Below are 21,066 nucleotides of genomic sequence, written 5' to 3'. Positions count from 1 at the left end.
GCCGCCGTCCCGCCGCCCGGCTGCGGGTGCGGCGACCGGTCCGGCATCTGGGCGAGCACCATCGCCGCCACCGCCACCGCGAAACCGGTGAGCTGGACCGGGTCCAGCGCCTCGCCGAGCACCACCCAGCCGAGCGCCGCCGCGGTGAGCGGGCTCAACGCGCCGAGCACCGAGACGCGGGACACCGGCAGTCGCGCCGCGCCCCGGAACCACAGCACGTACGCCAGCGCGGTGCCGGCCAGCCCGAGCCACGCGTACCCGAGAAGGGCCGGCCCGTCGGGCGCGGGCGGCGCGCCCTCGACGGCGGCGGCGACCGGGACGATCATCAGGCCGCCGGCGACGAGCTGCCAGCTCGTGGCGGCGAGGACGCCCACTCCGGGCGGCCGGCCCCAGCGGCGGGTGAGCACCAGCCCGGCGGCCATCGACACGGCGCCGGCCAGTCCGGCGGCGACGCCGAGCGGGTCGAGGCCGGCGCCCGGGCGCAGCACCACGAGGGCGACGCCGAGCGGGGCGGCGACGGCGGCGACCAGCGCCGGCCGGGTCGGGCGGTCGCGGAGCAGCGCGACTGTCAGCACCGCCACCAGCAGCGGCTGCGCGGCGCCGAGGACGGCGGCGGTGCCGCCGGGCAGCCGGTACGCGGCGAGGAACAGCAGCGGGAAGAACACCCCGATGTTCAGCGCGCCGAGCACTGCGGCCCGCCCCCACCAGAGTCCGTGTGGTCGTCTGCGGGTCAGTGCGAGCAGCAGCAGACCGGCCGGGAGAGCGCGGATGGCCCCGGCCCAGAGCGGCCGGTCCGGGGGAAGGAGTTCGGCGGTGACCAGGTAGGTGGTGCCCCAGGTGACGGGTGCGGCGGCGGTGAGCGCGACGTCGGTCCAGCGGCGGTTCATAACGGCCTCTCCTCAGCCCTAAGTATCTTAGGGCTAAGCTAATCAGCCCCGAGCGAAAAGGGGAAGTGGGACGTGCGGCACAATCGGCAGCCGTGACAGGCGACGAGGTGGACGCGATCGTCGAGCAGTGGCGGCGGGAACGGCCCGGTATGCGGCCCGAGCCGATGGCCGTGTTCGGCCGCATCTACCGGCTGGCCCGGCTGGTCGGCGACGGCCAGGAGAAGGTGTACGCGGGCTGGGGCATCGGCCGGGGCGAGTTCGACGTGCTGGCGGCGCTGCGGCGCTCCGGCTCGCCGTACACGCTGGCGCCGAAGGCGCTCGCCGCCTCGCTGATGCTCACCTCCGGTGGCATGACCGGGCGGCTCGACCGTCTGGAACGGGCCGGCCTGGTGCGGCGCTCGCCGGACCCGGCCGACCGGCGGGCGCTGCGGGTCACCCTCACCGACACCGGTCGGCGGGTGGTGGAGGAGTCGGCCGAGGCCGGGCTCGCGGTGCAGCGCCGGATCCTCGACGCGCTGCCGCCCGCCGACCGGGACCGGCTGGCCGATCTGCTGCGCGCGCTGCTCGCCGCGGCCGAGGCCCGGCCCCCGGATCCGGCACAATGATCGGCACCGCCACCGCCCGGAGGGACGCCCATGCCTGCCACCGAACCGACGATCGTCGCGACCAGCATGGGTTTCGCCAGCCGTCGCCGTGGCCCCTGGGACGCACGGCCCAGCGCCCTGTTCGACCTGATGGCCGAGCTGGCCGGGGCCGGTGACGCGCCCCGCATCTGCTACCTCGGCCAGGCCACCGGCGACCAGCCGACCGGGTTCACCGTCTTCTACGGCGCCTTCGCCGGCACCCGGTTCCGCGCCTCCCACCTGGCGCTCTACCCGATGCCCAACGTCGAGGACATCCGCGCGCACCTGCTCGCGCAGGACATCGTCTGGGTCGGCGGCGGCAGCGTGGCGAACCTCTGCGCGGTCTGGCGGGTGCACGGCCTGCCGGAGATCCTGCACGAGTGCTGGCAGGCCGGAGTGGTGCTCGGCGGGGTCTCCGCCGGCTCGATCTGCTGGCACACCGGCGGCGCCACCGACAGCTACGGCCCGACGCTGCGGCCCTTCACCGAAGGGCTGGGCTGGCTGCCGTACGGCAACGGCGTGCACTACGACAGCGAGGAGCAGCGCCGCCCGCTGATGCACCGGCTGGTCGCCGACGGCACGCTGCCCGCGAGTCACTGCACCGACGACGGCGTGGGGCTGATCTACCGGGGCACCCGGCTGGCCGAGGCGGTGGCGGACCGGCCCGGCGTGGCCGCGTACGAGCTGGTCCGCGCCGAGGACGGCACGGTCCGGGAGACCCGGATCGAGCCGCGCCTGCTGTCCGCCGCGTCGGAGTGACCGGCTTCGCGGACCTGCCTGCCCGGCGTGAGCGGCGAACCGCGTAAGCTGGTTCGTCGTGAGTCTCACCATCGGCATCGTCGGCCTGCCCAACGTGGGCAAGAGCACCCTGTTCAACGCGCTGACCAAGAACGACGTGCTCGCCGCGAACTACCCGTTCGCCACCATCGAGCCGAACGTCGGCGTGGTCGGGCTGCCCGACGAGCGGCTGGCCAAGCTGGCCGAGATCTTCTCCTCGCAGAAGGTGCTGCCGGCGCCGGTCTCGTTCGTCGACATCGCCGGCCTGGTCCGGGGCGCCTCCAAGGGGCAGGGCCGGGGCAACGCGTTCCTCGCCAACATCCGCGACGCCTCGGCGATCTGCCAGGTGGTGCGCGCCTTCTCCGACCCGAACGTGGTGCACGTCGACGGCAAGGTCTCCCCGGCCGACGACATCGAGACGATCAACACCGAGCTGATCCTGGCCGACATCCAGACGCTGGAGAAGGCGCTGCCCCGGCTGGAGAAGGAGGCCAAGCTCCGCAAGGACCGGGCCGCCGCGGTCGAGGCCGCCAAGAAGGCGGTCGAGGTCCTCGACAACGGCGTGACCCTGTACGCGGGCGCCGCCGCCGCGAAGGTCGAGCTGGAACACCTGCGTGAGCTGCACCTGCTCACCACCAAGCCGTTCCTCTACGTCTTCAACGTCGACGAGGCCGAGCTGGGCAACGAGGAGTTCCTCGACGAGCTGCGCGGCCTGGTCGCGCCCGCCGAGGCGATCTTCATGGACGCCAAGATCGAGTCCGAGCTGGTCGACCTGCCCGAGGACGAGGCCCGCGAGCTGCTGGAGTCGATCGGGCAGTCCGAGCCCGGCCTGGACCAGCTCGTCCGGGTGGGCTTCCGGACGCTCGGGCTCCAGACGTACCTGACGGCCGGCCCCAAGGAGGCGCGGGCCTGGACCGTCCCGGTCGGCGCGACCGCGCCGGAGGCCGCCGGGGTGATCCACAGCGACTTCCAGCGCGGGTTCATCAAGGCCGAGGTGGTCTCCTACGACGACCTGGTCGAGGCCGGATCGATGGCGGCGGCCAAGGCCGCCGGCAAGGTCCGGATCGAGGGCAAGGAGTACGTCATGCAGGACGGCGACGTGGTGGAGTTCCGCTTCAACGTCTGAATCCGGCCCGTTTCCGCAGGTCAGCGGTTTGGTGCCTCGCCCTGGGGCACACCGGGGGCACAACCCCACGCTTCATCGACCGCCCGGCGGGTGCGCTCCTCCGAGTCCGGCATCAGGTGACCGTACGTCGACAGGACCAACGTCGCGTTCTCGTGCCCTAGCCTCTCCGCCACGGTGATGACCGACTCACCCTGCATCAGCAGGACCGAGGCGTAGTGGTGACGCAGGTCGTGGGTCGTGATGCTCTCCGGCAGGCCCGCTTTCCGCACGGCCGCGCCGAAGATGAGCGAGCCGTAGTAGTCGTGCCGGTAGGGGCCGGCGAAGCGGGTCGTGAACAGGGTGTCGTCATCAGCCGGCCGCGTCGGCGAGCTGGCGGCGGTCGCGGGGTTGCGGTTAGGGCGCCTCCGGCGGGGGCGCTCCGGCTCCAGGATGGCCGGGGCTCCGCCGGCGGGTCACGGTCCGTGGGCGGTTGCGGTAGGCCATCCCGCCAGCCATCGACCCGGGCGAGCCGAGCAGACCACCGACCGTCCCGCCAGCGTCCGAACTTGCGTCAAGGTCCGCTTGACGTGGCAGGACGGGCGGCGGCCCGCTCCCCAGGAGGGAGGGTCGATGGCAAACGGGATGGCGATGTGGTCACGCGGTGAGGTCAGAAGTTCGTAGCCAGTTGCGGTGGATGGTGCTTGACTCTTGCTGGTGATCAGTGACGGGAAGCTGCGTGCGTGTCTCGCGGCCCATTGGGGGCTGGCGGACGCGGCGGTTCAGGTGCACAACGGCGGAATGAACTCGGCGACGTGGTTTGTCTCCGAGGGCGGTGAGCGGTGGGTAGCCAAGGCAGTTGCGCCGGGATCGCGCCGTTCCTTCATGGGCGGCCTTGAGGTCGCGGCTCATGTCGAGGCGGCAGGCGTTGCGGCGGGCACCCCGGTAGTGACGAGGCACGGAAGCCTCGTCGCCGATGTCGACGGAGTGCCGCTTGGGTTGTTGAACTGGGTCGCAGGCAGCGGGCTGCTCGGCGGGAGCCCGGACGAGCAACGGCTGATCGGGGCAACCCTGGCGCGAGTGCACGCAGCACTTAGAAGCGTGATGATCAAGGATGCTGACCGGTTTCACTGGGTCGATGCGCAGGCACCACATCTGGCAGTTCGTCCTTGGGTCCAAGCCTCAGTGGCGGCCGCCCTTGCGGGGTACGAGGCGCTTGATGTCGGGTCTTTGTCGTGGGGTCTCTTACACACCGATCCGGCTCCAGAGGCATTCCGGCTCGACCGCATGACGGGAGAGTGCGGACTGATCGACTGGAGTATCGCGATGAACGGTCCGCTGTTGTACGACCTCGCGTCGGCAGTGATGTATGTCGGAGGCATCGATAACGCCGACTACCTGGTGGAGGCATACCTAGAGCGCAAGACGATGACGCGCGCCGAGGTGGAACACGGCTTGCTGGCCATGCTCCGGTTTCGCTGGGCGGTGCAGGCTGACTACTTCGCCCACCGCCTTGTTACCGACGATCTGACCGGAATCACGAGCGCAGCCGACAACGAAGTGGGCTTGGAGAACGCGCGCCGATGGCTCGGTCGTCTGGGGGCCAAGAAGCCTTCCGGGGCACACACGGGGCACAAGACAGCGTCAAACGTCGGCAATCAGCCACCAACAGCGTAAGCCCAAGATGCGGCGCGACAAGGCTGCCGACTGGGTCGCCGCAGGTCACGCGAACGCCCGTCTAAGTTCCGCTTCAACGTCTGACGGCGGAATCGCGGCCCTGACTCACCGGGGCCGCTTGTCCTCGACGTGTACGACGTCAAGCTCATGGCCGTCCTGGTCTCGCTTGCGGCGTCCGTACAGACCAACGGCCAGGTCGCTGCTGTCGGAGATCTCGTCGGGCCCCACGTGGGTCAGCACGTCGTTGTGGTGGCCGTAGACCACCCATCCGGGACCGGGATCGAGGGTGATGGTGCCGGGTGATCATCCCCGAGTCGGTGGACCGGCGCTACCGCGAAGCGAGCCCGAGACAGTGAGCGGCCCTCGGTGTGGCCTGACCGATGGTTTCCCGCTGCCGTGTTGGTCTTTACGGCGGGTACCGACTCACGGGAGGCTGACGCATGAGCAAACTGACCTTCGCGATGAACCTGAGCCTGGACGGCTACGTTGCCGCGCCCGGTGACGACCTCGGCTGGAGCACGCCGAGCGACGAGTGGTTCCAGTGGTGGTCCGACCGGGTGGGGGCGACAGGCACGGCGCTGTACGGGCGGCGACTGTGGGAGGCGATGAGCTCGCACTGGCCGACCGCCGATCAGCAGCCGGGCGTCACACCGGCGCACGCCGAGTTCGCCCGCCGCTGGCGGGACATGCCGAAGGTGGTGTTCTCCTCGACGACCAGGCCGGTCGACTGGAACACCCGACTGGTCACCGGCGACGCGGTCACCGAGATCGCCAGGCTCAAGGCCGAGAACGGCGGCCCGATGGACATCAGCGGCGCCACCCTCGCCGCAGCGGCCATGCGGGCCGGGTTGATCGACGAGTACGTGCTCGTCACCCATCCGGTCCTGGTCGGTCGCGGTATGCCGTTCTTCACGGCCCTGGACAACTGGGTGAACCTGGCCCTGCGGGAGACCCGAACGTTCCCGGGTGGCGTGCTCCTCAGCAGGTACGAGACCAGGCGCTGAGTGCCCCCTCCACACGGAGACGCGGCGTCACTCCTGCGCGTCGAGGTCGCGCACTGCGAAGCGGAGGTGTTCCCACTCCTCGTCGAAGATGACGTGGAGGCAGTGCAGGACCGGCTTCTCGTGTTCGGGTGACCAGGCTGACGGCCGAGGCTCGGCGAGCAGCTCTGGAGTGACACCCGTGAGGAACTCCCGCACCATGGCCTGCCGCTCGGCCCGCAGGTCGAGCACCTGGGCGAGAGTCGGTCGCGCCGCGGGGAAGATCGACATGTCGAGTCCGTCCGTCTCGTACTCGGCGTGCGGCTGCCCCAGCGGATGGAAGGGCTGCGGCAGGCGCAGGATCGCCTTGCCGAGCCACGCGTCGGTGGCGAACGCGAGATGGCGCAGGGTCTGCGCGAACGACCACTCGCCGTCGACCGAGACGTCGGCGGCTCCGTCGGGCATGGACCGGACCCGGTCGACCGCGGCCGTCCAGGCCCGTTCGAGCGCTGCCCACGCCGCGCGCAGGCCATCGGGATCCTCGGCATGCCTCAGCTCGCGCCCGGGGAACCGCCGGTTGAGTTCGGCCTCGACGAGCGGCACGACGTCGACACCGTTGACCAGCAGCGCGCCGTCGGTGAGCCACGGCGCATCGATGTCGAGCCCGCGCACGTCGACGCCGCGCATCACCGCGCCGGCCAGCGTCGACCTGGTGAAGCGCGCGCCTTGCAGGTTCCTGTCCACGAACGTCGTGAGGTTGCTCTGGTCCACGGCGCACCCCTCCCGTCGGCGATCGCGGCAATGCTAGCGAGCGGGTCCGACAACAGCTGTCGATGCGACCGAACCGGGGAGCTGCGGGTGGCGGCGACGACCCGCACCGCGCGGGTCGTCGGCCGCCACCCGTGGCTGCCGTCAGGCGTTGGCCCGGCGGATGGCCGCCATTCCCGCGAGCGCGGCCACCGCGGCGATCAGGGCGGGCCACCCCACCAGCAGGCTGACCTGGTGCTGGCTGCTCAACCACTGCCAGATGTCGCCGAACCATCCCTGCCAGGTGATCAACGCGACGAGCAGGCCGGTCACCAGGATCAGGGCCGCGCCGGCCCCGAGCAGGCCGTTCATGCCGAACCGCACGTACCAGACGGAGGCGAAGACAGCGAGGAAGTTCAGGAACAGGAACGGCACCGCGTAGACGGCGATCTGCAGCAGCCCGTTGTCGACGTTGATGTACGGGATCCGGAAGAACCGCAGCTGGATCCCGAAGCCGCCGGTGGCGCCCTCGATCAGGTTGAGCAGGTAGAGCAGGATGCCGTAGACGACCGCCTGCACCACGTTGACCAGCACGGTGGCGAGGTAGAAGGTGCGGCGGGTGACGCCCATGCCCAGCGCGAACGGGAACACCTGGCTGATCGAGGCGGCGGCGACGATCGAGCAGACGATGTAGAGGCTGGCCAGACCGCCTGTGGTGTTCTTGCCCGGCGCGGCCTCGTCGATCGAGGCGAAGATCAGCAGGTTGACGCCGAGCGAGATGGCCATGATGCCCCAGGGCCAGGCCAACTGGCCGACCCAGGCGATGGTGTGCATCCGGGCGACGTCGAGGATGCGAGTCATCGGGTCTTCGTCCCTTCCGTCGTCAGGCGCACCACGGCCTGCTGGAGCGACACCGGTGCCAGGTCGATGCCGAGCTTCTTGGCACGCATCCGCTCGGCGTTGTCGAACGACCCGCGCAGCGACGCGCGGACCGCGCCGCCGAGCTGCTCGCGGTGCAGCACCCGGTACGCGGCGGCGAACTCGTCCACCACCGCGGCCGGGCCGGACGCCTCCATCACCTCGCCGCGCAACTCGTCGCTGGGTGCGTCGAGCAGCAGCTTGCCGCGGTCGAGCAGCAGCACGTGCTCGATCAGGTCGGCCACCTCGTCGATGAGATGGGTGGAGAGCACGACGGTGCGCGGATTCTCGGCGTAGTCGGCGAGCAGCCGGTCGTAGAAGAGCTGCCGGGCGACCGCGTCGAGACCGAGGTACGGCTCGTCGAAGAAGGTCAGCGGCGCGCGTGCGGCCAGGCCGATCGTCACGCCCAGCGCGGACAGCATGCCGCGGGACAGCTTGCGCACGTTGCGCTTGCGCGGCAGGTCGAAGTCGTCCACGAGGGACTGTGCGAAGTCCTCGTCCCAGTTGCGGAACAGCCGCTCGGCCAGGCTCAGGACGTGCCGGACCTGGTAGGCGGCCGGGTACGTCTGGCTCTCCTTGATGAAGGCCACCTGCGACAGCGCCCGCTCGTTCTCGTACGGGCGCTCGCCGAAGAGTGTGAGGTCGCCGCTGGTGCCGCTGTTCTGGCCGGTGATCAGCTGCATCAGCGTCGTCTTGCCGGCGCCGTTACGGCCGAGCAGACCGTAGATCTTGTTTCCTGCCAGCGTGAAGGTGACGTCGTCGAGAGCGGTCACGTCGCCGAACCGCTTCGTGAGGCCGGCTGCCGCCACGACGCTCATCGCTGTTCCTCCCCTGTCTCGATGAGCTTCTTCAGCTCCTCGGTGCCGATGCCCAACTTGCGTGCCTCCTCGATGAGGGGCCGTACGTACTGGTCGGAGAACTCGCGCCGGCGGCGTTCCCGGAGTGTTTCGACGGCCCCCGTTGCCACGAACATTCCGATCCCCCTGCGCTTGTAGAGCAGCCCGTCATCGACCAGGCGGTTGATCCCCTTGGCGGCGGTCGCCGGGTTGATCCGGTGGAACGCCGCCAGCTCGTTCGTCGACGGCACCTGGGTCTCCTCCGCGTACGTCCCGTCGATGATCGAGTTTTCGATCAGCTCCGCGATCTGGACGAAGATCGGCCGCCCGTCATCCATCCCGGTTCTTCGGTTCATTACTCATGTAACTAACCATCGCACCCGGGCACCAGAACCGTCAAGTGCTCGCTAAGGTTCGCGCCGTGACACTGAGGATCAACGAGAGCACCCGCCAGGTACGGGAGTTCGTCTGCGGCTGCTGCGACACCGCCGCGGAGGCGGACCTGGGCCCACATCCGCACTGACCACGCGACGGAGGCCGTCTATTTCGCGAGCTGCTACCACCACGACGGCGTGCACGAGGTCTGGATCGACGCGATCCTGGGCAGCTGGGGCGGCGACGACTTCGACGACCACGTCACCTTCGGCTGCCGGGTCGGGCCGGTGGCCGGCTCGCCGGGGCCGGCCGCGACGCTCGTCGACGGTGGTGAGGTAGCGGGGGACAGCCCGATCTTCGGCCGCAAGCTCAGCCGCGAGGAGGGCCTGGCCCATCCCCGGCTCGCCGAGTTCTGGCAGATGGTCGACCTGGTCCTGGAGCGGGACGCCCTGGTGCGCCGTCACCTGGTCGGCGCCTGACCGACCCGGTGACCAAGGGGTTGACGTCCCACGGACCGCGCCGACCGGACACAAACTCCTTGATCACCGGGACAAGGGCGGCCCGGAGGAAACGTCAGATCTGACGGCTGCGGCGTTCGGTCAAGGTCACGCCGCGCCCGCGTGCCCGTGGGTGCACGTAGACGGAGTGCTCGACCACGCCCGCGTACACGCAGCGCTCCTGTCCGGGCCCGGCGGTGGTCATTGTCGCCGCGCGATCGAGGGGCCGGGACGGGATGCCCCGGCCCCTCGACGTGAGCGCTACCGCCGCCGGTAGACGGAGATGTGCGCGCGGCTGTCCGCGTCGAACGGCGCCCGGTCCCAGTCGGCGTACCGCTCGGTGAGCCGCAGCCCGGCCCGCTCCGCCAGCTCGTCGATCTGCTCCGGCCAGGCGTACCGCATGGCGAACGGCTTGAGGTGCACGCCGGCGGCGTCGAACGTGACTGTCTGCCGGACGAACGTCTGCGCCGCCCGGTCGTACCGGTGCATGCGGATGGTGGCCGAGTCCTCGGTCACCTCCCGCACCTGGACCTGCTCGTCCCGGTCGAAGTCCGCCGGGTCGGGCACGAAGGTCTCGATGACGAACGCCCCGCCGGGCGCGAGCACCCGGGCGACGTTGCGGAAGCACGTCGCCTGGCGTTCCTCGGAGACCAGGTTGAACAGCGTGTTGAACACCAGGAAGACCAGACGGTACGGCCCGGCGACCGGGACGTCCGCCATGTCGCCGATCGCGACGGGCATGTCCGCGCCGCCCGGCTTGGCGCGCAGGTGCGCGACCATCTCCGGGGACGCCTCGACGCCCTCCACGGCCAGCCCGCGAGCGGCCAGCGGCAGGGCCACCCGGCCGGTGCCGACCGCCAGTTCGAGCACCGGGCCTCCCTCGGCCAGCGGCGCGAGGAAGTCGACAGCCGGGGCCGGGTCGGGATTGCCGGGGCCGTCGTAGGTGGCGGCCCAGAGCCGGCCGAACAGACCGGGATCGTCGAAGACGGACATCACGCGCCCTCCCGCCGGGCGGAGGGGACGCGACGCGGCGCGAGGTCAGTGACCTCCGCCGGAATGGGATACGACAAGACGAAGCCTCGTTTCGGATGAGGTGACGACGGATCGGCTGGGCTTCGCAGCGTTCGGCATGGTGGTGCTCCCTCCGGTCGGCTTCGAGGGGTCCAGCAGACCAGCAGCCACCCGAGGGGACAACCGGATTACGCCCGCAGCGCGTCGTCCACAGCGGTCTCCCGGCGGCCGAGGTGCACCGGGTCACGTCCGGTGAGCACGTCCACGGCGGCCTTCACGCACGCCCCGTACTCCCGGGTGGAGCTGACCCGCCACTGGTCGGCGTAGCGGCGGGCGGTGTCGTCGCCGACGCCGACGGCCTCGATGCCGGCGTCCCGGCAGAGCGCCACCGCCCGCGGCAGGTGGAACGACTGGGTGACCACTGTGGCCCGCCGGACGCCGAAGACGCGGTGCGCGCGGACGCACGAGTCGTACGTGTCGAACCCGGCGTGGTCCAGCACCGTCCTCTCCACCGGTACGCCCCGCTCGACGAGCCAGCGCCGCATCGCGTCCGGCTCGTCGTAGTCCCAGTCCATGTGGTCGCCGGAGAGCAGCAGCACCCGGACCTTGCCGGCGGCGTACAACTGGCGGGCGATCTCCAGCCGGGCGGCGAGGAACGGCGCCGGCGTGCCGTCCGGCTCCACCTTGGTGCCCAGCACGAGGGCCACCGGCGTCTCGGGCACGTCCGCGGCGTCGAACACGTGCCCCTCGGCGGCGTCGCGGACCCAGCTCACGCTGGCGAGCGTGGCGGCGCCCAGCAGCATCACCGCAGCCGTGGCGAGCACCAGGAGGCGGCGGAGCAGGCGTACGGCTCGCCGACGGTCGCCCCGCCAGGCCCGCCACCGCGCTGTCAGCCCTCGCATGGCGGCGATTGTGCCAGGCGGGTCAGGAGATGTACTGCAGGATCACGTTGTGCACGTGGTGGCTCTTCTGCGCGCCCCGGAACTCGACCTCGTAGGTGTGCGTGCCGACGTGCACGGCGATCGACCCGGTGGAGAAGAACGAGCCACCCCAGGACTTGTTGCTCACCACGCTCACGCTGGTGATCTTCGAGTACGGGATGCTGGTGATCGCGTACCGCTTGCCGACGAAGGAGCGGTCCTGGATGATCACCCGCCGGTCGGTCAGCCCGATGAAGCCGGTGCCGGTGCCCACCGCGTCGTAGACGGCGATGATCTGCTCACCGGGCAGCAACCCGCTCTGGATCTGCTGGAACTGTTCCTTGCGGTCGTACGTGGGGCCAGACATGCACCCGAGGGTAGGCGGGACGTGCCAGCCGGTCAGGGCTCGGTGACCGCGCGGACCGCGTCCTCGATGCGCGCCGCGAGCAGCACCTCACCCTCGGTGAGTGGCTCGCCGTCGCCGTGCCCGAGCCTGATGTGGGTACGGTCGGCCCGGCGGCTGATCTCGGGGCGCAGCCGCAGCGCGTCGGCAACCACCGCCACCCGCTCGGTGAGCGCGGCGTGCTGGGTGTCGTCGAGGACGATGGTGCGGCGGATCTGTTCGCCCTCGCGCGTCCATCCGGACAGCAGGGCCAGTGCGTCGCTGAGGTAGTCGTGCTTCGCCCGGCCGCTGAACAGCACGCGCATCACCGCACCTCCCAGGCGTCGTTGCCGGCTTGTGGCCAAATCGTCGCCATCCCGTGTCCCAGTCGACGCCCTCTAGTCTCTCGCCACTCAGATGGTGTGTCCACGCCCACACTTCCGTGTTCTGCTGACCTGACGGCCGACGCAGCTACCCAAACCGCCGATTGATCTGGCACGCTGGTGGCCCGTGCGGACCGAACGGGTTAGCGGAAGCGGGCAGGCCGACCGGCGGGAGCCGAGGGTGGTCGTCGGGGCGGCGATCATCGAGGGTGGCCGGGTGCTGGCATGCGAGCGCTCCGCGCCTCCCGAGGTGGCGGGGCGCTGGGAGTTCCCGGGCGGAAAGGTCGAGCCGGGCGAGGCCGAGACCGACGCGCTGGCCCGGGAGTGCGTCGAGGAACTGGGCGTACGGGTGGCGGTCGGCGCGCGCGTCGGCCGGGACGTACGGATGGCGCACGGCCGGTCCGTGTTGCGCGTCTACGCCGCCCGCCTGCTGCACGGCGACGAGCCCAAGGCGCTGGAGCACGCCGAGCTGCGCTGGCTGTCCGCCGCCGAGCTGGACAGCGTCGACTGGCTGCCGGCCGACGTGCCGATCGTGGCCGCGCTTCGCCCCCTGCTCGACACGCCCTGAACGACCGCGGCGCGAGCCGGGCCGTCCGGTGAAGCGGACAGCCCGGCAGAAAAGAGACGAGGGCCCGCGGCTCGTGCCGCCGGCCCCCGTCATCGTCGCGCTGCTGTTCAGTGCTTCGGCTCGTCCTGCTGCGGGTGAGCGAAGTTGAGGTGCTCCGGCGGCAGCGGGAACGTCACGTCGTCGCCGAACGGCGACGGCGCGGCGGCCTTGTTGAACGTCAGCTCGGTCAGCGGCAGCTTGCCGTTGGCGTCCACCGCCGGGGCGGTCGGGTGCGGCACCTCGCGGTGCCAGTTGACGCCCTGCTGGGCCTGACGCTCGGCGGCGCTGTCGTGCGAGCCGCCCGCGTGCGAGTGCACCCCGCCGGCGTGCGAACCGCCGCCGTGCGCGTGCGCCCCGCCGTGCGCCCCTCCGGACGTGACGGCACCACTCGAATGCCCGCTGGTCGCGCTGGTCTGAGGCACCTGACCCCTCCGGAAGATCTTGTTACCGAGCCACACAAGGGGATCGTACCTGCGGTCGACGACCCGTTCCTTCATGGGGATGATCCCGTTGTCGGTGATCTTGATGTGCTCGGGGCAGACCTCGGTGCAGCACTTGGTGATGTTGCAGAATCCGAGTCCCATGTCCGACTGCGCGTACTCCCGGCGGTCGGTGCGCGCGTCGAGCGGGTGCATGTCCAGCTCGGCCGCCCGGATGAAGTACCGGGGGCCGGAGAACGCCGGCTTGTTCTCGTCGTGGTCGCGGATCACGTGGCAGACGTTCTGGCACAGGAAGCACTCGATGCACTTGCGGAACTCCTGCGAGCGCTCGACGTCGACCTGCTGCATCCGGTAGTCGCCGGGCGCCACGTCGGCCGGCGGCGCGAACGCCGGGGTCTCCCGGGCCTTCTCGTAGTTGAACGAGACGTCGGTGACCAGGTCCCGGATCACCGGGAAGGTGCGCAACGGGGTGACAGTGACGGTCTCGGACTCCTCGAACGTCGACATCCGCGTCATGCAGCCCAGCCGCGGCTTGCCGTTGATCTCCATCGAGCAGGAGCCGCACTTGCCGGCCTTGCAGTTCCACCGGCACGCCAGGTCCGGGGCCTCGGTGGCCTGGAGGCGGTGGATCACGTCGAGGACCACCTCGCCCTCGTTCACCTCGACCGTGTAGTCCTTCAGATCGCCGCCGGTCTCGTCGCCCCGCCAGATGCGGAACTGGCGCTTACTTCCCATCAGTTGTTCGCCTCCTCGGTGAGGGCGTCGAACTCGGCGAGTTCCTCGTCGGTCAGGTACTTGGCCAGCTCGGCCCGGTCGAACAGCCCGATCAGCTCCGGCCGCATCTTCGGCAGCGGCTTGTGGGTCAGCCGGACCGTGTCCCCGTCCAGAGAGCAGACCAGGTTGACCCGCCGCCACTTCGGGTCCATCGCCGGGTAGTCCTCCCGGGTGTGCCCGCCGCGCGACTCCTGCCGCTCCAGCGCCGCCATCGCGGTGCACTCCGACACCACGAGCATGTTGCGCAGGTCCAGCGCCAGGTGCCAGCCCGGGTTGTAGCGCCGGCCGCCGGCCGCGCTCACCTTCGCCACCCGCTCCCGCAGCTCGGCCAGTCTGCGCATGGCGTCCGCGAGCTCGCCCTCGCGCCGGATGATCCCGACAAGGTCGCCCATGACCACCTGGAGGTCCTGCTGGAGCTGGTACGGGCTCTCCCCGGTGTCCCGCTGCAACGGCGCCAGCGCCGTCTCCACGGCGGCCTCCACCGCCGCCACCGACACCGCCGGGCGGGTGGTGAGCTGATCGGTGTACGTGGCGGCGTGCCCGCCCGCGCGCTTGCCGAAGACCAGCAGGTCGGACAGCGAGTTGCCGCCGAGCCGGTTGGAGCCGTGCATGCCGCCGGACACCTCACCGGCGGCGTAGAGCCCGCGCACCGTGCCGTACGCCGCGCCGGAGTCCGGGTCCACCTCGACGCCGCCCATCACGTAGTGACAGGTCGGGCCGACCTCCATCGGCTCCTTGGTGATGTCGACGTCGGCCAGCTCCTTGAACTGGTGGTACATCGACGGGAGGCGGCGGCGGATCTCCTCGGCCGACTTACGGGAGGCGATGTCCAGGTAGACGCCGCCGGCCGGCGTACCCCGGCCCTCCTTGACCTCGCTGTTGATCGCGCGGGCGACCTCGTCACGGGGCAGCAGCTCCGGCGGACGCCGGTTGTTGTCCGGGTCGGTGTACCAGCGGTCCGCCTCCTCCTCGGTCTCCGCGTACTGCTTGCGGAACACGTCCGGGACGTAGTCGAACATGAACCGCTTGCCCTCGGAGTTCTTCAGCACCCCGCCGTCGCCGCGTACCGACTCGGTGACCAGGATGCCCTTCACCGAGGGCGGCCAGACCATGCCGGTCGGGTGGAACTGGAGGAACTCCATGTTGATCAGCGTCGCCCCGGCGCGCAGCGCCAGCGCGTGGCCGTCGCCGGTGTACTCCCACGAGTTCGAGGTGACCTTGTAGGACCGTCCGACGCCGCCGGTGGCGAGCACCACGGCGGGCGCCTCGAACAGGACGAACTCGCCGGACTCGCGGTAGTAGCCGAACGCGCCGGCCACGCGGTCGCCGTCGAGCAGCAGCTCGGTGATCGTGGTCTCGGAGAAGACCCGGATCCGCGCGTCGTAGCTGCCGAACTCCTGCTTGTCCTCCTGCTGGAGCGAGACGATCTTCTGCTGGAGCGTACGGATCAGCTCCAGGCCGGTCCGGTCGCCGACGTGCGCCAGGCGCGGGTACTCGTGGCCGCCGAAGTTGCGCTGCGAGATCTTCCCGTCCTTGGTGCGGTCGAACAGCGCGCCGTACGTCTCCAGCTCCCAGATCCGCTGCGGCGCCTCCTTGGCGTGCAGCTCGGCCATCCGGAAGTTGTTGAGGAACTTGCCGCCGCGCATGGTGTCCCGGAAGTGCACCTGCCAGTTGTCGCGCGAGTTCACGTTGCCCATCGCGGCGGCGGCGCCGCCCTCGGCCATCACCGTGTGCGCCTTGCCGAACAGCGACTTCGAGATGATCGCGGTCTTCTTGCCGGCCAGCCGGGCCTCGATCGCCGCGCGCAGGCCGGCGCCACCGGCCCCGATCACGACGACGTCGTAGTGGTGTCGTTCGATTCGCGTCTCAGTCATGTCCAGGCTCTCAGTTGATGAACCGCAGGTCGTTGATCCAGCCGGCGGCGACCGCCATCACGTAGAAGTCGGTGAGCGCCAGGGTGCCCAGGGTGATCCAGGCGAGCTGCATGTGCCGGACGTTCAACCAGGACACCCCGGTCCACGCCTTGTAGCGCATCGGGTGCTTGGAGAAGTGCTTGAGCCGCCCGCCGATGATGTGCCGGCAGGAGTGGCAGGAGATCGTGTACGCCCACAGCATCACCACGTTGCCGATCAGGATGATGTTGCCCAGGCCGAAGCCGAAGCCCTCGGGGGAGTGGAAGGCCAGGATCGCGTCCCAGGTGTTGATCAGCGAGATGATCGCGGCGGCGTAGAAGAAGTAGCGGTGCAGGTTCTGCCCGAGCAGCGGGAAACGCGTCTCGCCGCTGTACGACTGGTGCCCGTCCGGCACCGCGCAGGCCGGCGGCGACAGCCAGAACGACCGGTAGTACGCCTTGCGGTAGTAGTAGCAGGTCAGGCGGAACAGCAGCAGGAACGGCAGGGTGAGCGCCGCGTCCGGGATGATCCACCAGCCGGGCAGGAACTGACCGAAGTGCGAGGAGCCCTCGACACAGCGGTCGGTGACGCAGGGGGAGTAGAACGGCGTCAGGTAGTGGTACTGCTCCACCCAGTACCACTTGTGCATGAAGACCCGGACCGTCGCGTAGATGACCCACGCGCTGAGCCCCACCACTGTGATCAGCGGGGCGATCCACCATCTGTCGGTCCGCAACGTCTTCGCCGCGATGGCGGCGCGTGCCCGCCCTCCCCGCGGCTGCGGTCTCGGCGTCCTGGCCGACGTAGTTGTCATTCGAGTCATCTCCCTGACGTCACTGTCACGTCCTGCGCACGCGCGAGGCCACACCGGCGAACCGGTGCGGCTAAGTGACACACGTTACGCCGATCTTCACGGCCCGGCCGCGCAACGCAGTGTCCCGTGTGTCCCGCAGCTTGGAAAGAGTCAGTTCATGATCAATGTGGCGGGCCGGTCGAACGGTGCGCCGACCGGTGGCGTGACGCGCCCGGTGGCGCGCCGGGTCACCCGGACGCACCGCCGGTGAAGTGCCAGGAGGACAGCCGCAGTGCCGGGGCCTCGTACCAGGAACCGTCGACGCGGCCCGGCTGACGGACCGCCGTCCGGCCCAGGCCGAGCACCCGGCCCGGCCCCAGCGCCCGGGGGTAGGACTCGGTGAACCGGAAGTCGCGTACCGCCCGGGTCGGCACGCCGTCCTCGACCAGCCACACCCCGTTGCGGGTCAGCCCGGTGACGACGAGTTGCTTCGGGTCCAGCACACGGGTGTACCAGAAGTCGCTGACCAGCAGCCCGCGCCGCATCCCGGCCACCAGCGCGGCGGTGTCCGGGTCGCCCACCGCCCCGGTCACACCCGCGCTCACCGATCCGGCGGCGACGGCCGCGCCCGCCGCGCCCGCGTCGCTCGTGCCCGACAGCAGGCGGATGTTGTGCGGGATCGGCCCGAACGTCGCGCTGCCCGGCATGCCGTGCCCGGTAGACCCGGCGCCCGCCTCGGCGCCGCCACGCCTGTCGTACGCCACCGCGCCTGTGGTGCCGCCCTCCACCAGCGGCAACGCCCGCCGGGGCGTGCCCTCCAGGTCGAACGGCAGCGTGCTCGCGTGCAGCGGGTCGTCCACCAGCGTCACCGCCGGGTCGAACTGTGCCGTGCCCGGCTCGGCGAAGGACTGCCGCTCGGCGTACCGCTTGCCGTTGAAGCCGTACCAGGCCAGGTTCTGCAGCAGGTCGGCGACAGCCGCCGGTTCGAGCACCACCTCGTAGTGCCCGGGCGGCAGCTCGACCGGGTCGGCCGCGGCGCGCGCCTTCGCCGCCGCGCGCGCGCCGAGCGCCGCCCCGTCGAGATCGGCCAGCCGGTCGGCGCAGAGCCGCGCCACCCCGTCCGCGCCGCCGGCCCGGGCGATGCCGTCCATCGCCGCCTCGGCCGCCCGACCCACGGCCGTGTGCCCGGCCGAGTTGGCGAACGCGCCCGACCGGTACGCGGTGCGGCAGTAGCCGGCCGCCTCCAGCCCTTCGACCGCGTCCACGAACGCGCGTACCCGCTCGGCCCGCTCGTCGGGCGAGGCGAACGCGGTGGCCTCGTCCACGGCCGGGCCGGACGGCACAGGCGTCGGCGCGGTCAGCCCTGGCCAGGCCGGGTCGGGCGGCGCGAGCCGGGCCGCGGCGCGGGTCCGCTCGACGAGCACGGCCAGGCCGTCGGCGTCGACCCGGCTGCCGCTGCCGGTCGCGGTCCGCCCGTCCACGTGCAACCGCAGGTGTACGGCGACGCCGGTCTCGGACACGTTCTGGTGGACGAACGAGTTGGCGAACCGGGTCAGCGCCAGATCGGAGCGGGTCACCAGCACCTCGGCCTCGGCGCCCGCTCCGGCCGTCTGCCGGACCAGGTCGACCACCCCGGCGGCGATCTCCAGCTCGGCGCTCATGCCCTCATTCCGCCTCATGCCCGCACCCCCACCCGGACGCCGCGGAACCGGGCCGGCGCGGCCGGGTGGCCGGTGTGCCCGACCTGCCCTGGCTGCCCCTTCCCGCAGTTGGGCGTGCCCCAGGCGACCGTCTCCGAGGAGAGCATGTCCATCGAGCGCCAGAAGACCGGGCCGATACCGGTGTAGGTCGGGTTGCGCAGCATCCGCCCCCGGCGACCCTTCTTCACCTCCCAGCCGACCTCGCAGCCGAACTGGAAGTTGAGCCGCTTGTCGTCGATCGACCAGGACCGGTTGATGTCCATCAGCACCCCGTCGTCGGTGGCCGCGACGATCTCGTCGAGCGTGTGCGGGCCGGGTTCCAGGCCCACGTTCGTCATCCGCACCATCGGCAGCCGGGCCCAGCCGTCGGCCCGTACGCTGCCGCCGTAGTCCAGTCCGGCGACGGCGGCCGAGTCCCGGCCGGCGAGCACCCCGACCCACCGACCCTCGCGGACCGCGTCCCGGGCTACCGCCGGGGAGCCCTCGTCGTCGAAGCCGAAGCTGCCGAGCGCGCCCGGGATGGTCGGGTCGATCGTCACGTTCATCAGCTCGGAGCCGTAGCGCAGCGAGCCGAGGCGGGCCAGGTCGAGCCAGGACGTGCCGGCGAACGCCGCCTCCCAGCCGAGGATGCGGTCCAGCTCGATGGCGTGCCCGACCGACTCGTGGATCTGCAACGCGAGTTGCTCGCTGCCGAGGATCAGATCGGTCTCGCCGGCCGGGCAGAGCGGCGCGGTGAGCAGCTCGCGGGACTCCTCGGCGATGCGGGCGGCGTGCGCGGCCAGGTCGAGCGAGGTGACCAGCTCCCAGCCGGTGGTGCCGTACTGCCCGCGGTAGCTCGGGTAGGACCGGCGCTGCGTCTCGCCGTCACCGATCGAGGTGGCCGAGATGCCGCCACCGCACTCCCGGATCCGCTGGTCGATCCGGTGACCCTCGCTGGAGACGAACCACTTCGAGGTGTCCCAGATCTGGTACAGCCCCTCGGCCAGGTCGGCGCCGTGCTCGCGCATCGTCGCCGTGGCGCGGACCAGCAGGTCGCCTTTGTCCGACAGCGGCACGCCGAGCGGGTCGACCGCGCAGTCCGAGGCCCAGGTCGCCACCGTCGCCCCGACCGGCACCAGGTCGATCGGCGGGCCGGGAACCCGCGCGCTCGCGGTGGCGATCGCCGCGGCGCGCCGGCCGGCGTCGCGGGCCGCGGCGTCGGACAGATCCGGTACGGCGTGGAAGCCCCAACCCGATCCGACGAGCGCGCGTACGCCCAGCCCGATGCTCTCGTCCTGGCTCAGTTCCTCGATGTCGCCGTTGCGGGCCGACATCGACTCGTAGCGGCGGTGCATGACCCGGGCGTCCGCGTACCGGGCGCCCGCGTCGAGAGCGGCCTGGACGGCGGCGGTCGCCGCGTCGAATTCGCTCATGCCGGTGCTCCGCTGCGCTGCGTGCCGGCATGAGGCACCTTCGCGCCGCCCCGATGATTCGCTCGCTGACGCTCGCTCATGCGCCCGACCCTAGGCGAGCGCGCCGACATCCGTCAGGGGACGAGATCCTCCGGCCGGATCGTGGCCCGGACGGGCTCGGCCAGCTCCAGCACGGAACCGGGCTTGGTCACCGACACCTCCCGGTAGTGCCGGCCCTGCCGCCGGTGGAGGTGCAGCGTGCCGGTCTCCTGCTCCACCAGCAGGTACCACTCGATGCCCGCGGCGGCGTAGTAGTGCATCTTGAGCACCTTGTCGGTCGCCGCGTTGCCGGGTGAGATGACCTCGCACACGAGCCGCACGTCCCGCGCCTCGATCATCGGCTCGTCGAAGTCGATCGACTCGGTGATGACCAGGTCGGGAATCGGTATGCGGCCCGGCCGGAGCCGGACGTTCACCGTCTCCAGCAGTTCCAGGCCGACGCTGCGGGCTGCGGCCTCCAGCAGATTGCCGAGGTTCCGCTGGATTCGCTGGTGCCGCGGAGTCGGTGCCGGTGTCACGTGCAGGCTCCCGTCGAAGAGTTCGACACGTTGCCGCGTCTCGCCGAGGGCGAGGTACTCCTCTTCGGTCCACGGGCCGTCGTGGCCGAACACCGCCGCGGTCATGGTCGCCTCCACCTCGTGCCGACAGGAATGGTCCCTTCGTCACCGGGACCATGGTCGCACCCCCGGGTGCGACGACGAGGCCGAGATGCCCAATCGCGGCCGTGAATGTCCCAGGTGAGGGGCGTGCGGACGGGAGACCGAGTCGTTACGCTCTCACCGCTGACAGACCGCTCGATGTAGCTTATTTTCGCCTCCAAGGGTTTGCTGTAGGTTCTCTTCATCACCGAAGGGGAGGCGGTCAATGGGCAGGTCGGAGGCGGTGCCGTCCGGGGAGCCGGACCGCCCGGAGGTGCCGGAGCAGCGATCCGGCGACGGGCCCTATCTCCAGGTCAGGGATCTGCGGGTGCGGTTCGACACCGAGGACGGTGTGGTCAGGGCCGTGGACGGGGTGTCGTTCGCGGTGGAGCGGGGTCGCACGCTGGGGATCGTGGGGGAGTCCGGGTCGGGTAAGAGTGTGACGTCGCTGGCGATTCTGGGTCTGCACAACGCGAAGCGCACGACCATCTCGGGGGAGATCTCGGTGGGTGGGCGTCAGCTGGTGGGGTTGGGTGAGGAGGAGGTGCGGCGGCTGCGGGGCCGGGACATGGCGATGGTCTTCCAGGATCCGCTGTCGGCGTTGCATCCGTACTACTCGGTGGGTAGGCAGATCGCTGAGGCGTACCGGGTGCATC

23 protein-coding genes and 1 pseudogene are annotated in these 21,066 nt (G+C 70.9%); 8 read left to right on the top strand and 16 right to left on the bottom strand.

Annotated elements, in window-relative coordinates; translation table 11 throughout:
• Positions 1 to 65 precede the first annotated feature (65 nt).
• Positions 66 to 887 (bottom strand): annotated as a pseudogene (locus tag V6U82_RS30110) (EamA family transporter); the annotation flags it as partial.
• Between the two features lie 92 nt (positions 888 to 979).
• Here V6U82_RS30110 and V6U82_RS30105 point away from each other — a divergent pair.
• The 3 genes from V6U82_RS30105 to ychF are packed head-to-tail and all read left to right on the top strand — an operon-like array spanning position 980 to position 3,413.
• Positions 980 to 1,492: a MarR family winged helix-turn-helix transcriptional regulator gene (locus tag V6U82_RS30105; protein ID WP_334467304.1), complete on the top strand. Its 513-nt coding sequence runs from the start codon at positions 980 to 982 to the stop codon at positions 1,490 to 1,492.
• 30 nt (positions 1,493 to 1,522) lie between these two features.
• Positions 1,523 to 2,269: a peptidase E gene (locus V6U82_RS30100; RefSeq protein ID WP_128138591.1), complete on the top strand. Its 747-nt coding sequence runs from the start codon at positions 1,523 to 1,525 to the stop codon at positions 2,267 to 2,269.
• Positions 2,270 to 2,327: 58 nt separating this feature from the next.
• Positions 2,328 to 3,413 carry a redox-regulated ATPase YchF gene (gene ychF, locus V6U82_RS30095; RefSeq protein ID WP_128138592.1) on the top strand — a complete coding sequence of 362 codons (1,086 nt, stop codon included), beginning with the start codon at positions 2,328 to 2,330 and terminating at the stop codon, positions 3,411 to 3,413.
• Positions 3,414 to 3,433: 20 nt separating this feature from the next.
• On the opposite strand, the gene V6U82_RS30090 is transcribed toward ychF, so the two are convergent.
• Positions 3,434 to 3,751 carry a tyrosine-type recombinase/integrase gene (locus tag V6U82_RS30090; protein ID WP_334467315.1) on the bottom strand — a complete coding sequence of 106 codons (318 nt, stop codon included), beginning with the start codon at positions 3,749 to 3,751 and terminating at the stop codon, positions 3,434 to 3,436.
• Positions 3,752 to 4,106: 355 nt separating this feature from the next.
• Here V6U82_RS30090 and V6U82_RS30085 point away from each other — a divergent pair, with 355 nt between their 5' ends.
• A complete protein-coding gene (locus V6U82_RS30085; RefSeq protein ID WP_258545284.1) occupies positions 4,107 to 5,066 on the top strand; it encodes a phosphotransferase enzyme family protein in 960 nt (319 codons plus the stop codon).
• Positions 5,067 to 5,506: 440 nt separating this feature from the next.
• Entirely contained in the window at positions 5,507 to 6,070 is a 564-nt protein-coding gene (locus V6U82_RS30080) for a dihydrofolate reductase family protein (RefSeq protein WP_128137273.1), read from the top strand.
• 27 nt (positions 6,071 to 6,097) lie between these two features.
• On the opposite strand, the gene V6U82_RS30075 is transcribed toward V6U82_RS30080, so the two are convergent.
• The 4 genes from V6U82_RS30075 to V6U82_RS30060 form a co-directional block, all read right to left on the bottom strand.
• Entirely contained in the window at positions 6,098 to 6,817 is a 720-nt protein-coding gene (locus V6U82_RS30075; RefSeq protein ID WP_334467301.1) for a DinB family protein, read from the bottom strand.
• A 141-nt stretch (positions 6,818 to 6,958) separates the two neighbouring features.
• Positions 6,959 to 7,654 (bottom strand): ABC transporter permease, encoded by a 696-nt coding sequence (locus tag V6U82_RS30070; protein ID WP_334467299.1) that lies wholly within the window; start codon positions 7,652 to 7,654, stop codon positions 6,959 to 6,961.
• Complete coding sequence (locus tag V6U82_RS30065) at positions 7,651 to 8,529, bottom strand: ABC transporter ATP-binding protein (protein ID WP_334467297.1); 879 nt, start codon at positions 8,527 to 8,529, stop codon at positions 7,651 to 7,653. Before V6U82_RS30065 ends, V6U82_RS30070 begins: the two co-directional genes overlap by 4 nt.
• Positions 8,526 to 8,885: a GntR family transcriptional regulator gene (locus tag V6U82_RS30060; protein ID WP_128137275.1), complete on the bottom strand. Its 360-nt coding sequence runs from the start codon at positions 8,883 to 8,885 to the stop codon at positions 8,526 to 8,528. Before V6U82_RS30060 ends, V6U82_RS30065 begins: the two co-directional genes overlap by 4 nt.
• 234 nt (positions 8,886 to 9,119) lie before the next feature.
• On the opposite strand from V6U82_RS30060, the gene V6U82_RS30055 reads away from it, so the two are divergent.
• Positions 9,120 to 9,401, top strand: coding sequence for a hypothetical protein (locus tag V6U82_RS30055; protein ID WP_334467294.1), 282 nt, complete (start codon positions 9,120 to 9,122; stop codon positions 9,399 to 9,401).
• Between the two features lie 279 nt (positions 9,402 to 9,680).
• On the opposite strand, the gene V6U82_RS30050 is transcribed toward V6U82_RS30055, so the two are convergent.
• The 4 genes from V6U82_RS30050 to V6U82_RS30035 all read right to left on the bottom strand — a co-directional run bounded on the left by V6U82_RS30050 (position 9,681) and on the right by V6U82_RS30035 (position 12,058).
• Positions 9,681 to 10,412 carry a class I SAM-dependent methyltransferase gene (locus V6U82_RS30050; RefSeq protein WP_334467293.1) on the bottom strand — a complete coding sequence of 244 codons (732 nt, stop codon included), beginning with the start codon at positions 10,410 to 10,412 and terminating at the stop codon, positions 9,681 to 9,683.
• A 206-nt stretch (positions 10,413 to 10,618) separates the two neighbouring features.
• The gene (locus V6U82_RS30045) at positions 10,619 to 11,332 is read right to left on the bottom strand and encodes a SanA/YdcF family protein (protein WP_334467292.1); all 714 of its coding nucleotides are present in this window, start codon (positions 11,330 to 11,332) and stop codon (positions 10,619 to 10,621) included.
• A 22-nt stretch (positions 11,333 to 11,354) separates the two neighbouring features.
• Positions 11,355 to 11,717, bottom strand: a complete 363-nt coding sequence (locus V6U82_RS30040; protein WP_334467291.1) for a PH domain-containing protein — start codon at positions 11,715 to 11,717, stop codon at positions 11,355 to 11,357.
• Positions 11,718 to 11,749: 32 nt separating this feature from the next.
• The gene (locus V6U82_RS30035) at positions 11,750 to 12,058 is read right to left on the bottom strand and encodes a 4a-hydroxytetrahydrobiopterin dehydratase (RefSeq protein WP_120573214.1); all 309 of its coding nucleotides are present in this window, start codon (positions 12,056 to 12,058) and stop codon (positions 11,750 to 11,752) included.
• Between the two features lie 184 nt (positions 12,059 to 12,242).
• Here V6U82_RS30035 and V6U82_RS30030 point away from each other — a divergent pair, with 184 nt between their 5' ends.
• Complete coding sequence (locus V6U82_RS30030; protein ID WP_205775970.1) at positions 12,243 to 12,683, top strand: (deoxy)nucleoside triphosphate pyrophosphohydrolase; 441 nt, start codon at positions 12,243 to 12,245, stop codon at positions 12,681 to 12,683.
• Positions 12,684 to 12,790: 107 nt separating this feature from the next.
• Here the strand turns inward: V6U82_RS30030 and V6U82_RS30025 are convergent, their stop codons facing one another.
• The 6 genes from V6U82_RS30025 to V6U82_RS30000 form a co-directional block, all read right to left on the bottom strand.
• A complete protein-coding gene (locus tag V6U82_RS30025) occupies positions 12,791 to 13,897 on the bottom strand; it encodes a succinate dehydrogenase/fumarate reductase iron-sulfur subunit (RefSeq protein ID WP_091428234.1) in 1,107 nt (368 codons plus the stop codon).
• Positions 13,897 to 15,810, bottom strand: coding sequence for a fumarate reductase/succinate dehydrogenase flavoprotein subunit (locus V6U82_RS30020; RefSeq protein WP_334467286.1), 1,914 nt, complete (start codon positions 15,808 to 15,810; stop codon positions 13,897 to 13,899). The genes V6U82_RS30025 and V6U82_RS30020 overlap by 1 nt, the downstream gene beginning before the upstream one ends.
• A gap of 10 nt (positions 15,811 to 15,820) precedes the next feature.
• Complete coding sequence (locus V6U82_RS30015) at positions 15,821 to 16,642, bottom strand: hypothetical protein (protein ID WP_013288449.1); 822 nt, start codon at positions 16,640 to 16,642, stop codon at positions 15,821 to 15,823.
• 227 nt (positions 16,643 to 16,869) lie between these two features.
• Positions 16,870 to 18,282, bottom strand: coding sequence for a TldD/PmbA family protein (locus tag V6U82_RS30010; RefSeq protein ID WP_442933481.1), 1,413 nt, complete (start codon positions 18,280 to 18,282; stop codon positions 16,870 to 16,872).
• A 14-nt stretch (positions 18,283 to 18,296) separates the two neighbouring features.
• A complete protein-coding gene (locus V6U82_RS30005) occupies positions 18,297 to 19,733 on the bottom strand; it encodes a TldD/PmbA family protein (protein ID WP_334467281.1) in 1,437 nt (478 codons plus the stop codon).
• Between the two features lie 113 nt (positions 19,734 to 19,846).
• The gene (locus V6U82_RS30000; RefSeq protein WP_334467280.1) at positions 19,847 to 20,395 is read right to left on the bottom strand and encodes a Uma2 family endonuclease; all 549 of its coding nucleotides are present in this window, start codon (positions 20,393 to 20,395) and stop codon (positions 19,847 to 19,849) included.
• A gap of 241 nt (positions 20,396 to 20,636) precedes the next feature.
• Between V6U82_RS30000 and V6U82_RS29995 the strand changes: the two genes are divergently transcribed.
• Positions 20,637 to 21,066, top strand: a 430-nt coding sequence (locus tag V6U82_RS29995; protein ID WP_334467279.1) for an ATP-binding cassette domain-containing protein, incomplete at its 3' end; no start/stop codon positions are given.

The organism is Micromonospora sp. CPCC 205554, assembly GCF_036902745.1.
GTDB classification, from domain to species: Bacteria; Actinomycetota; Actinomycetes; order Mycobacteriales; family Micromonosporaceae; genus Micromonospora; species Micromonospora tulbaghiae.
This window is presented reverse-complemented; position numbering and strand designations above follow the sequence as displayed.

Excerpts from the sequence above, each read along its gene's own strand:
- V6U82_RS30100 (WP_128138591.1), top strand. The coding sequence starts at position 1,523 with ATGCCTGCCACCGAACCGACGATCGTCGCGACCAGCATGGGTTTCGCC.
- V6U82_RS30080 (WP_128137273.1), top strand. The coding sequence starts at position 5,507 with ATGAGCAAACTGACCTTCGCGATGAACCTGAGCCTGGACGGCTACGTT.
- V6U82_RS30070 (WP_334467299.1), bottom strand. The coding sequence starts at position 7,654 with ATGACTCGCATCCTCGACGTCGCCCGGATGCACACCATCGCCTGGGTC.
- V6U82_RS30065 (WP_334467297.1), bottom strand. The coding sequence starts at position 8,529 with ATGAGCGTCGTGGCGGCAGCCGGCCTCACGAAGCGGTTCGGCGACGTG.
- V6U82_RS30060 (WP_128137275.1), bottom strand. The coding sequence starts at position 8,885 with ATGGATGACGGGCGGCCGATCTTCGTCCAGATCGCGGAGCTGATCGAA.
- V6U82_RS30050 (WP_334467293.1), bottom strand. The coding sequence starts at position 10,412 with ATGTCCGTCTTCGACGATCCCGGTCTGTTCGGCCGGCTCTGGGCCGCC.
- V6U82_RS30045 (WP_334467292.1), bottom strand. The coding sequence starts at position 11,332 with ATGCGAGGGCTGACAGCGCGGTGGCGGGCCTGGCGGGGCGACCGTCGG.
- V6U82_RS30040 (WP_334467291.1), bottom strand. The coding sequence starts at position 11,717 with ATGTCTGGCCCCACGTACGACCGCAAGGAACAGTTCCAGCAGATCCAG.
- V6U82_RS30035 (WP_120573214.1), bottom strand. The coding sequence starts at position 12,058 with ATGCGCGTGCTGTTCAGCGGCCGGGCGAAGCACGACTACCTCAGCGAC.
- V6U82_RS30025 (WP_091428234.1), bottom strand. The coding sequence starts at position 13,897 with ATGGGAAGTAAGCGCCAGTTCCGCATCTGGCGGGGCGACGAGACCGGC.
- V6U82_RS30020 (WP_334467286.1), bottom strand. The coding sequence starts at position 15,810 with ATGACTGAGACGCGAATCGAACGACACCACTACGACGTCGTCGTGATC.
- V6U82_RS30015 (WP_013288449.1), bottom strand. The coding sequence starts at position 16,642 with ATGACAACTACGTCGGCCAGGACGCCGAGACCGCAGCCGCGGGGAGGG.
- V6U82_RS30010 (WP_442933481.1), bottom strand. The coding sequence starts at position 18,282 with ATGAGCGCCGAGCTGGAGATCGCCGCCGGGGTGGTCGACCTGGTCCGG.
- V6U82_RS30005 (WP_334467281.1), bottom strand. The coding sequence starts at position 19,733 with ATGAGCGAATTCGACGCGGCGACCGCCGCCGTCCAGGCCGCTCTCGAC.
- V6U82_RS30000 (WP_334467280.1), bottom strand. The coding sequence starts at position 20,395 with ATGACCGCGGCGGTGTTCGGCCACGACGGCCCGTGGACCGAAGAGGAG.